This is a genomic window from Providencia sp. CIM-Carb-044 (assembly GCF_033901115.1).
Lineage (GTDB): Bacteria > Pseudomonadota > Gammaproteobacteria > Enterobacterales > Enterobacteriaceae > Providencia > Providencia hangzhouensis.
On record NZ_JAXADV010000010.1, the window covers coordinates 90,736 to 103,506 of the forward strand.

The following is a 12,771-nucleotide window of genomic DNA, read 5'->3' on the forward strand; positions in this document are numbered from 1 at the left end:
GCCTTTTAGAAACAGTTGGGGCTGTCCCCAACTGTTTTGACTATTTTTTGTTCCTCTGACATTAGTGAAACTTAGCCACACATGAAGCCAATTTTTAGGCGAGGTCCATCCCTACAGCTACGCATTTTTATTGCGGTAATCATTGCACTTGTACTGGTGGTGATTGACCATCGCTTTGAGCCTTTCAATAAAGTCCGTAACTACTTAGACACGGCGGTTAGCCCATTCTATTTTTTAGCCAATGGCCCACGTCAATTTCTAGATAATATCTCCGAAAGCTTCTCTTCAAGAGAACAATTGCAATTCGAAAATAAAGCCTTACGCCAAGAGCTATTACTGAAAAAAGCGGACAACTTGCTTTTAGAACAACTTAAGCAGGAAAATGCGCGGTTAAGGGAGTTACTTGGTTCGCCACTTCGTCAAGATGAACACATGATGGTCACGCAAGTTATTTCAGGCGCGAATACGCCATATCGTGACCAAGTGGTTATAGACAAGGGCAGCAATGAAGGCGTTTATGAAGGGCAGCCCGTTATTAGTGATAAAGGCGTAGTTGGCCAAGTGGTTGGGGTTAGTAACTTTAATAGCCGTGTTCTGTTAATTTGCGACACTACCCATGCACTGCCAGTACAAGTATTACGTAATGATGTCCGTGTTATTGCTGCAGGTTCCGGATGTGCTGATGATATCCAATTAGAACCGTTGCCTGAAAATACCGATATTCGTGTTGGTGATGTCCTTGTCACGTCAGGGTTAGGAGGGCGTTTCCCCGAAGGTTATCCTGTAGGGGTGGTCTCTGCCGTAAAACACGACACACAACGTGCTTATACTATTATCAGCGCGAAGCCGAGTGCCGAATTGCAGCGTTTACGCTACCTTTTGCTACTATGGGGAAATGATAGCGACCCTAAAACGCCACTACAGCCTTCGGAAGTTTATCGTGCAGCAAATGAACGATTAATGAAAGTATTGCCGCAAGTGTTACCTAATCCGAATGAAATTCAGGGGCCTCCATTGCCACCATCAATGGCTCCGACGTCACAACCATAAGTAGAGGAAACACAGTATGGTTATGGGCAAGAGAGTAAATTAGCATGGATGAGTATCGCGGAAATGGCCGTGCCATCATTTGGTTATCGTTTTTTATTGCGTTGATTTTACAAGTCATGCCTTGGCCGGAACAACTCAGTTTTTACCGGCCATCATGGCTTCTGTTGATTCTCACTTATTGGGTGATGGCATTACCACACCGAGTGAGTGTTGGTACGAGTTTTATTTTAGGGATTATCGTAGATTCCATTCAGGGCTCTGCACTGGGAGTGCATGCTCTTTCTTTTAGCATTATTTGCTATCTCGTCTCTTATAAACACCAATTGTTGCGTAATATGGCGTTGTGGCAGCAAGCTCTGGTGATTATGTTACTCACTATCATTCAAGATCTTGCTGTTTTTTGGGCTGAATTTCTATCATCACAAGTATTATTCCACCCGCAAGTATTTTGGAATAGCTTAGTGAATGGTATTCTATGGCCATGGCTATTTTTGCTTTTACGTAAAATACGTCGGCAATTTTCAGTATGTTAGGGTGTTAGTTGTCGGTCTGACTGGGAATACAGTTTATGTGTTTAATTTATCTTGCGTCCGGCTCACCCCGTCGACGTGAACTTGTTCAGCAACTTAATTATACCTTTGAGGTTTTACGTCCAGAGGTAGAAGAACAGTGGCAGGAGGGGGAGTTGCCTCAAGACTATGTTCAACGTCTTGCACGAGATAAATCTTTAGCCGGTGTTGCGATTGCACCCGATAATCAACCGGTTTTGGGCGCAGATACAATCGTTGTTCTCGCAGGGGAAATTTTAGAAAAACCGCGAGATAATCAGCACGCAGAAGAGATGCTAAGTGCATTATCAGGAAAAACCCATCAGGTCATGACGGCTATTGCCTTATCCAACCGTCAACAGACAATGCAGTCACTAATTGTGACAGATGTGACATTCCGCGAGTTATCTTTAATCGAAATACGGGACTATATACAATCTGGTGAGCCAATGGATAAGGCAGGCGCTTATGGAATACAAGGAATTGGTGGGCGTTTTATACGTAAAATTAATGGCAGCTACCATGGGGTTGTTGGTTTACCACTGGTTGAAACAGACGAGCTAATTCAGCGATTTTTAGCGTTAAGTGATGGTAAGGGGAAGTCATGACTGCGGAACTATTAGTAAACATTACGCCATCTGAAACGCGCGTTGCTTATATTGATGGTGGGATATTACAAGAAATTCATGTTGAACGAGAAGCAAAAAGAGGGCTAGTAGGGAATATTTACAAAGGCCGTGTGAGCCGTGTTTTACCGGGAATGCAGGCGGCCTTTGTTGATATTGGTCTAGATAAAGCAGCTTTTTTGCATGCTTCTGACATTATGCCTCATACGGAATGTATTGCGGGTGATGAACAAAAAAACTTTCATGTCAGGGATATTGCGGAGCTCGTTAAGCAAGGACAAGATTTAATCGTCCAAGTTGTTAAAGACCCCCTTGGTACCAAAGGTGCTCGCCTAACTACGGATATTACACTCCCTTCTCGCTATTTGGTCTTTATGCCAGGAGCTTCCCATGTGGGAGTTTCACAACGCATTGAAAGTGAAGATGAAAGAGAACGCCTAAAAGAGTGTGTTTCACAGTATTGTGATGAAAATGGGGGCTTTATCATTCGTACGGCAGCAGAAGGGGTCGGGGAAGAGGAAGTTAAACAGGATGCCGCATTCTTAAAACGCCTGTGGGCAAAAGTGATTGAACGAAAAAAACGCAATGTGACTCGCACTAAAATTTATGGTGAATTAGCACTTGCTTACCGTATTATTCGTGATTTTGCCGGCGCTCACCTTGATCGCATTCGTGTTGACTCTCGTTTGACCTATACTCAATTACAAGAATTTATCGAAGAGTATGTGCCAGAAATGACAGCTAAGCTCGAACTCTATCAAGGGAATCAGCCGATATTTGACTTGTTTGACGTTGAAAACGAAATTCAGCGAGCAATGGACCGAAAAGTGGAGCTAAAATCAGGTGGTTATTTGATTATCGACCAAACTGAAGCCATGACGACCATTGATATTAATACGGGCGCATTTGTTGGGCACCGTAATCTTGAAGAAACTATCTTTAATACCAATATCGAAGCAACCCAAGCGATAGCAAGGCAACTGCGTTTACGCAACTTAGGCGGCATTATTATTATTGATTTTATTGATATGGCTGACCCGGAACATCGCCGCCGTGTATTAGCGTCATTAGAGCAGGCATTGAGTAAAGATAAAGTTAAAACAACCATTAATGGTTTTTCGCAACTGGGCTTAGTCGAAATGACGCGTAAGCGTACAAGAGAAAGCTTAGAACACGTATTATGTGATGATTGCCCGACTTGCCAAGGGCGCGGAACCGTTAAGTCGGTAGAAACGGTATGTTATGAAATTTTACGTGAAATAGTTCGTGTTCACCGTACTATCGATGCAGATAGGTTCTTAGTTTATGCATCCCAAGCGGTGGTTGATGTCCTTAAAGGGGATGAGTCACACGCCCTCGCAGAAGTTGAAATCTTTGTTGGAAAGCAAGTTAAAGTTCAGACTGAACCTCTTTACAGTCAGGAACGTTTTGATGTCGTAATGATGTAAAAGGAGATTTGAGTGAGACGACTGCCACGTGTAGCACTGGTGACGACTGCGGTTATATTATTGCTGTGCGCATTAGTGCTGTCAGGGCTGCGTTTTCTTCTGCCAAATATCGACAACTATCGGCAAGACCTGATCGATTACGTTGAAAAAAAGACCGATGTATCGGTACAAATTGGTAAAATTGAAGGGGCTTGGCAATCTTTTGGCCCTGTACTGACGTTGTCCGATGTCGTTTTACAGAATAAAACTACCGATATTACAGCGAATACTATTACGGTTGAATTAGATATTTGGAGCTCGTTATTTTCTCTGCGCTGGCGTTTTCGTGACTTAACCTTTTACCAGTTAAATGTCGATCACAAAGTCCCTTTCAGCCTTGGCGATTCCTCGGAAGGGCAGTCTTTAGATGGTATTGAAGAGCTATTTTTAAGGCAATTTGACCATTTTGTACTAAAAGAAAGCCAATTAACCTTCCTCACACCTTCAGAACAAAAAACGACGCTGATTTTGCCTGAACTTTCTTGGCTCAACGATAACGACAGGCATCGCGCTCAAGGTTTTGTTAGTCTTGAAACCATCAATAAGCAGCATGGTTATCTGCAAGTAAAGCTTGATGTGTCAGATAAAAATGGCGTGTTAAGCGACGGTATTTTTTATTTGCAAGCGGATAATATTGATATGCAGCCATGGCTTAGCCGCTGGCTACGGGATAACACGTCATTACGGGACGCAAATTTTAGCCTGTCTTCTTGGGTAACACTGAAAAATAACCGGATTGATAGCGGCCTTATTCAATTACGGCAAGGGGAAGCCAATTGGGGAACCGGCGAATTAGCGCAAAACTTGCAAGTCAATGATTTGCTTTTGCGAATGAAAAGGCAGGGAAATGGGTGGTTATTTAACATTCCTGAGCTTGATACCTTGAAAACCAATGAGTTTATCTGGCCACGAGGGAGCGCCTCTGTATTGTATTTGCCTGCCAGCAAAAAATATCAAGATAATGACCATTGGCGCATCCGTGCAAAAGATATTGAACTTGAACGTTTAAGTGAAATTTTACCCACTTTTTCCTTTTTAACGCCTGAAATGGTACAGGATTGGCAACATCGCCAACCAACTGGTGTGGTGAGTGAATTTGCGCTTGATATCACGCAAAATATGCCTGAAAACGTACAAATCAACATGGACTGGCAAAATGTTAGCTGGAAAAAATGGAAGGAGCTGCCTTCAGTTAATCACTTTTCAGGTGTTTTAATCGGTGGGATGCAAAGTGGTAGTGCCACCGTTAGCTTACAAGATAGTGAAGTTGACTATCGTGATGAATTTAAAGCGCCTTTCTCGATAAAAACGGCAACAGGTCAGTTCCATTGGGTCAATAATGCCAGTGAATTTAAGTTGTGGAGCCCATCATTAGAGCTACAAGCTCAGTCTCTTTGGGCAAATGGTGAGTTTCGTTACGCAAAAGCGAAAAAAGGAAATTATGCCGATCTCGCCATTCTTGCCGGAATCCGTTTAGATGATGCAGGGGATGCATGGCGTTATTTCCCTCAAAAATTAATGGGCCAAGATGTGGCCGATTACCTGACGAAAGCGATTATTGCCGGTAGTGTAGATAATGCGACTTTAGTCTATAAAGGCGACCCTGCTCATTTCCCCTATGATAACAATGATGGGCAATTCCAAGTTTATGTCCCTTTGCGTGATGCAACATTCGAATATGACAGTGAATGGCCTGCGTTATTGAACTTAGATATGGACTTAGACTTTAGGCGTGCAGGGCTATATATGCATGCGCCAAGCGTGAAATTAGCGGATGCCACGGCAACCAACCTTGATGCCAATATCCCTGATTACACTAAAGAAATGCTGTATATCAATGCAGATATCAGTGGAACTGGAAAACAAATTCAGCAATATTTTGTGCATACCCCGATGAACCACTCAATTGGCGATACGCTTGAAGAGTTACAAATTGGGGGGGCTGTTAATGGCCAATTAGGGTTATCTATTCCATTGGTGGCGGGTAAGGATGCTGTTGCCAAAGGAAAGGTCAATCTAAATAAAAATGATTTATATATTCAGCCAATTGATAGCACTATTTCTGCTTTAACGGGCAGCTTTGAGTTTAACAATGGAGATTTACGCGGTGACAACCTGCGTGGCCATTGGTTTGAACAGCCCATTACTGTTGATTTCACCACTACAGATCAAGCAAAAAATTATTTAGTGGATGTGAATGTTAGCGGAAACTGGGCGGTGAATAAGTTGGCAATGTTGCCTGCTGAGATTAAGCAAAAGGTGTCAGGAACCACTAACTGGAAAAGCCAAGTTGCGATCACTATTCCGAATACAGCAAAAGAACCTGTTGGCTTACAAATAGACGTTAGCGCAGGGCTAAAACAACTGAAAAGCCAGCTACCCGCTATTGATAACGCTCTATTAGCCGAACTTGGGCAAATTAATGTTCAGGCTAAAGGAACAACAGAACAGTTGGTGGTTGGTGGTGATATCGGTAAGCGCATTGGTTTTAATACTCAATGGGGGCTGAGTAGTAAGCCTTTAAGCTTATTAAAAGCCCATGTTGCTCAATGGCGTGATGGTATTCCTGAATTACCTAAAAATGCAACTTTTGTTGTTGATTTGCCACCTATTACCGATATGAACTGGGAGAAATTAGCCGGGTTGCTAGTGTCATCCCATAGCCGCGAAGGGGGGATGAATATTGGTTTACCTGATATGCTTGAGGTCAATATTCCATCAATCTACCTCGCTGGGCAGCAATGGAATGCAGTAAATTTTTCCTATGACTTACAACGGGCTGAGCAATTAGTCAGTATCAATAGTGAAAACTTAAAAGGTTCGTTACAAATCTTTGCTTCACAGCCTTGGCAGGTCGCCATTGATTATTTGTATTACAACCCTAGTGAATCCTCTAGTACTCAAATCAATGACCTTGCTACGACACAAATCGATTTTAGCCAATGGCCGCGGTTCCAGTTTCACTGTAAAGAGTGTTGGGTCGCTGGGCAGAAATTGGGGGAAATTAGCGCTAATATCCAACCTAAAGGCACTTTATTGCAACTGACAGATGGCACGCTAGATAACAGCGTCACGAAATTAAAGTTAGATGCTATTTGGAACAGCGAAAAAGGCAATAAAACACAAATTGCAGGTTCATTAACCGGTGAAGCTTTTGACGAAACGGCGGCGTATTTTGGTATATTGGTTCCCATTATCCAATCACCTTATACTATTGAATTTGATTTAAATTGGGCTAATTTGCCTTGGTCACCAGATATCGCCTCTTTAAATGGTAAAATGTCTGCAAAATTGGGCAAAGGAGCGATTGCACAAATGGGCGGTGGTCGTGCAGGGCAAATATTGCGTCTAGTCAGTTTTGATGCCCTGTTGCGTAAACTACGATTTGATTTTAGCGATACATTTAGTGATGACTTTGATTTTGACTCCATTAAAGGGGATGCGACCATTAAAAATGGTGTACTGGTTTCGAAAAATACCTATGTTGATGGTTTAGTTGCCGATATCGCTTTTAATGGCCAAATTGACCTTGTTAAACGCCAAATTAATGTTGAAGCCGTCATTACACCGGAAATATCTGCTACAGTAGGAGTAGCAACCGCGTTTGTAGTAAACCCATTTGCAGGCGCTGCCGTATTTGCGGCAACGAAAGTGCTCGGTCCACTATGGAGTAAAGTTTCCGTTATTCGTTACCGAGTAACAGGTAGTTTGGACGAGCCGAAAATTGATGAAGTATTACGTCAACTGAAGGAGACTCAAGAGTAATGAAAAATGGCAACGTTGCACTTTTGCAGTTATGTAGCGGAAATAATACTAAACACAATTTGGCGCAAATCGAACAACAGATCAAACAGTTACCAGAGACTGTTGAATTAGTACTGACCCCTGAAAATGCATTGTTATTTGCGGATGCGGCGACTTATCGTAAACAAGCGGAAGAGCAAGGAAAAGGCCCTTTGCAAAGTGCGATCAGCGAAATGGCCAAACGTTATCATGTTTGGATTTTAATTGGCTCAATGCCAATGATTAGCCGTGAAGATCCTGAACGTATTACGAGTAGTAGCTTATTATTTGATTCCGAAGGAAATATTAAAGCTCGCTACGATAAAATTCATATGTTTGATGTCAATATCGAAGACGAGCAAGGCACTTATAACGAGTCTGTGATTTATCAACGCGGTGAACATATCACTGTCGTTGATACACCCGTTGGTCGTCTTGGTATGACAATTTGCTATGATTTACGTTTTCCTGGTTTATTCCAAGCATTACGTGAACAAGGCGCAGAAATTATCTCTGTACCAGCGGCATTTACTCGTTACACCGGGCAAGCACATTGGGAGCCGTTATTACGTGCCCGTGCGATAGAAAACCAATGCTATATTTTAGCGCCTGCTCAAGTCGGTGTGCACGGCACACGTCGCACATGGGGGCACAGCCTTGCGGTTGATGGGTGGGGTAAAGTGATGAAAAAGAACGTGGATGCAGTCGCGTCTACGGTACTGAATATTAAAACGGACAGCTTGAGTGTCATGCGAGAGCAAATCAAAGTGGTGAAACATAACCGCTTTAGACCGCAATTGACATCCTTGATTAAAAAAGAAACCAAAGAGTAACGAATATGAGTTTAGTTTCTGTCAGCGAACATTTGCTGGCCGCCAACCGCCTTGGGCAAGAAAATCTGTATGACATTTTAGGTTTGTTATCTGAGCGCCATCTGGATTATGCGGATCTGTTCTTTCAATCGAGCTTCCATGAATCATGGGTGCTTGAAGATAGGATCATCAAAGATGGCTCTTACAATATCGACCAAGGTGTTGGTGTGAGAGCAGTCAGTGGTGAAAAAACCGGTTTTGCTTACGCAGACCAAATTTCGCTACATGCGCTGACACAAAGTGCGACCGCAGCACGCAGTATTGTGAATGAGCAAGGCTCTGGTAAATCACAAATTTTAACTAATGTTGAATATAAAAAACTGTATTCAGCAGCAGATCCACTGCAAAGCTTATCGCGGGAACAAAAAATTGATTTGCTGCACCGTGTTGACCAAGTTGCACGCGCAGAAGACCCACGTGTTATCGAAGTCAATGCCAGTTTAACGGGTGTTTATGAACAAGTGCTAGTCGCCGCAACAGATGGCACTTTGGCGGCAGATGTTCGTCCGTTAGTGCGTTTGTCAGTCAGCGTGCTGGTGGAACATGACGGTAAGCGCGAACGCGGTGCAAGTGGCGGTGGTGGCCGTTATGGTTACGAATATTTCTTGGAAATTCATCAAGGGCAAGTGGTTGCTGAGCAATATGCACGTGAAGCGGTGCGTATGGCGCTGGTGAACTTGTCTGCGATCGCAGCGCCTGCTGGAATGATGCAGGTTGTGCTGGGTGCTGGTTGGCCAGGGGTTCTATTGCATGAAGCGGTAGGCCATGGTTTAGAAGGTGACTTTAACCGTCGCGGCACCTCTGTTTTTTCAGGTCAAATAGGCGAACAAGTGGCATCACCACTGTGCACTGTGGTGGATGATGGCACGATAGCGGGCCGTCGAGGCTCTCTCGCCATTGATGACGAAGGGGTACCTGGGCAGTATAACGTCCTAATAGAAAATGGTATTTTACGTAATTATATTCAAGATAAACTGAATGCACGCCTGATGGGAGTTGCTCCAACAGGTAATGCACGTCGTGAATCTTATGCGCACTTACCTATGCCGCGTATGACCAATACCTACATGTTAGCAGGTACATCAACGCCAGAAGAAATTATTGCGAGTGTGGATAAAGGCATTTATGCACCAAACTTTGGTGGTGGTCAGGTAGATATCACCTCAGGTAAATTTGTATTTTCAACATCAGAAGCTTACCTGATTGAAAAAGGTAAGATTACTTCTCCTGTGAAGGGAGCGACGTTAATTGGCTCGGGTGTTGAAGCTATGCAGCAGATTTCAATGGTTGGTAATGACTTAGCGCTAGATAAAGGCGTTGGTGTTTGTGGCAAAGAAGGCCAAAGTGTCCCTGTTGGTGTAGGCCAACCTACATTAAAACTGGACAAACTGACTGTTGGCGGTACCGCATAATCGTTCTTGGCGATATAAACTAGGCTCTGCTCGCCCTTGTAACAACTTCTTGTCGATGTTGTGACTGGGGCGATTGTGTGCCTGCAAAGCACAAAACAACTGAGGTGTTATGAATAAACGTTTTTTACCCGTCGTATTGATGGCTATTTTGATTGTGATTAGCCTTTATTTTAATGGTGGAGATAAAACACCATCTGAACCATCCGTTAATCAAAGCAATCCACCTTCTCGTGAAGCGATAACGCCAAAAGAAACACCACAACCGATTGATAAGCTGACTGCACAAGATAACGTGGTTAGTTTTATGGAAAAATATCAAAAACTTCCCGCTTTCTATATGACGAAAAAACAAGCCCGTGAAGCCGGATGGGATGCGAAAAAAGGTAATCTTTGCGATGTGTTACCTGGAAGAGCGATTGGCGGCGACCGTTTTTCTAACCGTGAGAAAAGTTTACCCATTGCACAAGGACGCCAATGGTTTGAAGCAGACATTAATTATCGCTGTGGTCATCGCGGGGCGGACCGTTTGCTATACTCATCAGATGGGATGATTTTTGTGACTCATGACCATTATAAGAGCTTTACACAAGTCAACTAAAGGAAATACCGTGATGAGCAAACAGGTGAGCTTTGATTTCAGGCAGATAAACTCATTGAATGATTTTTATGACCAATTTGCTCAACAATTTTCCCTTCCTGATTGGTTTGGTCATAATCTTGATGCTTTGTGGGACATGGTTTCCGCAGGCATTGAGTTACCTGTAACCATCACGTTTTCACATATGACCGCGGAACAACGTATAAAATTCGCAGATGTTATTGATGTGATGAATGACGCACAAGACATGTGGGAAGAAGAGTTTATTTTTGCTTTAGATATAACAAAAAGCTCTAACTAATATTCCTATCACTCATGGTAAAGTCTAAATAAGATAACTGAGCTGATAGGGGTCTTTAGGATGAATAACGTTACTTGCACTGCATTTCCACTAAAAGAAAAAAAATTTCTTATTGTTCATGGCTACACGGCATCCCCTGAAAAAAATTGGTTTCCATGGTTGAAATCAGAGCTTGAAGCCTTAGGCGCTTTTGTTAACGTCCCCACCATGCCTGACTCTTTAGCCCCCAACCCTGAAAGGTGGCAGCAGCGCTTGCAGCATTTACCTTTTGATATTGATGAAAATACGATTTTGATTGGCCATAGCTTAGGTTGCGTTACTGCATTGCGGTTTCTTCAACATGCAGGGCAATCGGTGGCAGGTTATGTATTGGTATCAGGGTTTGACGAAGAACAGCCTACATTGCCTGAATTACAGCCTCACACCGTTGAACCATTGAATTATGACGAACTCATAAAAGTGGCAAATAATCGAATATCGATTATATCAACCAATGATGAAATTGTGTCGCCGGGGTCTTCGAAAGCATTGGCAGAGGCCTTAAAAACACAGGTTATTATTGAGGAATCTGCTGGGCATTTCCTTGATAGAGAAGGCTATACTGAGTTCAAAACACTACTTGATACGATCAAAACGCATTTTAGCTAGTTATGGTTGGTAAGAATACTAGGCACACTGGTTTTGAGTATTTCAATCAACTCTGGGTCCATATATGGGTAATCATCAGGAATATCCAGAACATGAAGCGGTTTGTATTCCAAAAGGCGGGGGAAATCTGCTTTTAAGCGGTTTTTATGTTTTTGCTCCATCACAAAAATTACATCTGCCCAGCGGATTAAATCCGCATTAACAGGGCGCTTCGCATTGCGGCTCGTTCCCGCTGAACGGGTGACCCAACTTTCATGGTTGCGCCAGATCTGTTCAGCGGTTGGACTACGCCATTGGTTTTTACTGCAAATGAATAAAATATTCACGAGTTGTTGTGTATCTCTTCAAGGCTAATACGGGCAAGCTGTATATTACTTACTTGCGGGTATGCCATACCTAATTGGGCTGCACGGATCATTTTTTCGCTACGGCCGTACATTTGTTTCCAGTTTTTTTCAGGTGTATAGCAGTCAACTAGTCGTGAATTTAGTTGATCACGGGATTTATTGATTCGAGCTTTGGCTCTGCGCCATGCTCTATTTCGGGTATTATCCATATCTTCCTCATTATTTATCGGGGTTCAGCAGCCGCGATAATACGGGTCAGAGTATGTCTAACAATGGCATGATAGGTTGTTTCGGCAGCGCTATCAACACGCTTCTGGCTTTTTCAGATTATTGCTTAATTTACAAAGAAAAATCCCCTAGCCGTAGCATAGGGGATAATTCATTAAGCCATTTCAGAGAGATCTTTCAAATATTGAAAGATTTGGCGATAAGCTTTCGGCGGTTTGTTGCCTTCACGCTCTTTTTTTGCATTACGGACTAATGCACGCAGTTGTTGCCTGTCTGTTTGTGGGAACAGGGCAACCACGTCTTCAATGACTTCATCACCGCCATCTAATAAACGGGTACGTAAGTCTTCCAGTTTATGTAAAATTACCACTTGCTGGTTGTGGCGGTTTTTAAGCTTGTCCAGAGCCTCAGTAATGGGCTCAACCTCACGTGAACGTAATAACTTACCAATCAATTGCAATTGGCGGCGACGGCCTTCACGTTTGATTTTTTGGGCAAGTTCAATGGCTTCAAGTAATTGAGTATCTAACGGGATGCGTTCTAATTCACTTTTACTTAAATCAACGAGCTCAGCCCCTAACTTTTTGAGGATCTCAGCATCGCGTTTAATTTCGCTTTTACTGACCCAAATGATTTCCTCGTCTTCTTCGTCTTGCGGCGCTGGGATATCATCCAGCCAGTCATCAGGCTGTTTGGCCATATCGATTTTCCTTTTTACCGAACACAGTGGTTTAATTACGCGTAATTAATATGATTTACTGTGTTGTGAGTGTTAACATTCATCTATTATATATTGTAACTGGGAAAACCCCTCTATGACTACCTAGCATTTGCTTGTTAGGGCAGAAAATCACGTTTCCCCCACATTATT

At 43.0% G+C, this 12,771-nt stretch carries 13 protein-coding genes; 10 read left to right on the top strand and 3 right to left on the bottom strand.

The features are described 5' to 3' along the window. Nucleotides 1-81: 81 nt before the first annotated feature. The 10 genes from mreC (at nucleotide 82) to SJ312_RS17590 (ending at nucleotide 11,325) form a co-directional block, all read left to right on the top strand. Nucleotides 82-1,050: a rod shape-determining protein MreC gene (gene mreC, locus SJ312_RS17545; RefSeq protein WP_004258388.1), complete on the top strand. Its 969-nt coding sequence runs from the start codon at nucleotides 82-84 to the stop codon at nucleotides 1,048-1,050. Between the two features lie 44 nt (nucleotides 1,051-1,094). Beyond that, nucleotides 1,095-1,583: a rod shape-determining protein MreD gene (mreD, locus tag SJ312_RS17550; RefSeq protein WP_004258382.1), complete on the top strand. Its 489-nt coding sequence runs from the start codon at nucleotides 1,095-1,097 to the stop codon at nucleotides 1,581-1,583. A gap of 35 nt (nucleotides 1,584-1,618) precedes the next feature. After that, nucleotides 1,619-2,206: a Maf family protein gene (locus SJ312_RS17555; RefSeq protein ID WP_096864402.1), complete on the top strand. Its 588-nt coding sequence runs from the start codon at nucleotides 1,619-1,621 to the stop codon at nucleotides 2,204-2,206. Then, complete coding sequence (gene rng, locus SJ312_RS17560; RefSeq protein WP_004258373.1) at nucleotides 2,203-3,672, top strand: ribonuclease G; 1,470 nt, start codon at nucleotides 2,203-2,205, stop codon at nucleotides 3,670-3,672. Before SJ312_RS17555 ends, rng begins: the two co-directional genes overlap by 4 nt. Before the next feature lie 12 nt (nucleotides 3,673-3,684). After that, complete coding sequence (gene yhdP, locus SJ312_RS17565) at nucleotides 3,685-7,476, top strand: AsmA2 domain-containing protein YhdP (RefSeq protein ID WP_319868149.1); 3,792 nt, start codon at nucleotides 3,685-3,687, stop codon at nucleotides 7,474-7,476. Continuing rightward, on the top strand, nucleotides 7,476-8,327 hold the full coding sequence (gene nit1, locus SJ312_RS17570) for a deaminated glutathione amidase (RefSeq protein WP_004258360.1): 852 nt from the start codon (nucleotides 7,476-7,478) through the stop codon (nucleotides 8,325-8,327). Before yhdP ends, nit1 begins: the two co-directional genes overlap by 1 nt. 5 nt (nucleotides 8,328-8,332) lie before the next feature. After that, nucleotides 8,333-9,778 (top strand): metalloprotease TldD, encoded by a 1,446-nt coding sequence (gene tldD, locus SJ312_RS17575; RefSeq protein WP_319868150.1) that lies wholly within the window; start codon nucleotides 8,333-8,335, stop codon nucleotides 9,776-9,778. 109 nt (nucleotides 9,779-9,887) lie between these two features. Further along, nucleotides 9,888-10,376 carry a ribonuclease domain-containing protein gene (locus SJ312_RS17580; RefSeq protein ID WP_004258351.1) on the top strand — a complete coding sequence of 163 codons (489 nt, stop codon included), beginning with the start codon at nucleotides 9,888-9,890 and terminating at the stop codon, nucleotides 10,374-10,376. A gap of 13 nt (nucleotides 10,377-10,389) precedes the next feature. Continuing rightward, the gene (locus SJ312_RS17585) at nucleotides 10,390-10,677 is read left to right on the top strand and encodes a barstar family protein (protein ID WP_096864405.1); all 288 of its coding nucleotides are present in this window, start codon (nucleotides 10,390-10,392) and stop codon (nucleotides 10,675-10,677) included. Nucleotides 10,678-10,737: 60 nt separating this feature from the next. Next, complete coding sequence (locus tag SJ312_RS17590) at nucleotides 10,738-11,325, top strand: RBBP9/YdeN family alpha/beta hydrolase (RefSeq protein ID WP_094961511.1); 588 nt, start codon at nucleotides 10,738-10,740, stop codon at nucleotides 11,323-11,325. Here SJ312_RS17590 and SJ312_RS17595 read toward each other — a convergent pair. The 3 genes from SJ312_RS17595 to yjgA all read right to left on the bottom strand — a co-directional run bounded on the left by SJ312_RS17595 (nucleotide 11,322) and on the right by yjgA (nucleotide 12,600). Next, nucleotides 11,322-11,651: a low molecular weight protein tyrosine phosphatase family protein gene (locus tag SJ312_RS17595; RefSeq protein ID WP_004258336.1), complete on the bottom strand. Its 330-nt coding sequence runs from the start codon at nucleotides 11,649-11,651 to the stop codon at nucleotides 11,322-11,324. The genes SJ312_RS17590 and SJ312_RS17595 overlap by 4 nt on opposite strands. Further along, the gene (locus SJ312_RS17600) at nucleotides 11,648-11,881 is read right to left on the bottom strand and encodes a hypothetical protein (protein ID WP_094961512.1); all 234 of its coding nucleotides are present in this window, start codon (nucleotides 11,879-11,881) and stop codon (nucleotides 11,648-11,650) included. The genes SJ312_RS17595 and SJ312_RS17600 overlap by 4 nt, the downstream gene beginning before the upstream one ends. A 173-nt stretch (nucleotides 11,882-12,054) precedes the next feature. Then, nucleotides 12,055-12,600 carry a ribosome biogenesis factor YjgA gene (gene yjgA, locus SJ312_RS17605; RefSeq protein WP_004258329.1) on the bottom strand — a complete coding sequence of 182 codons (546 nt, stop codon included), beginning with the start codon at nucleotides 12,598-12,600 and terminating at the stop codon, nucleotides 12,055-12,057. Nucleotides 12,601-12,771 lie beyond the last annotated feature (171 nt).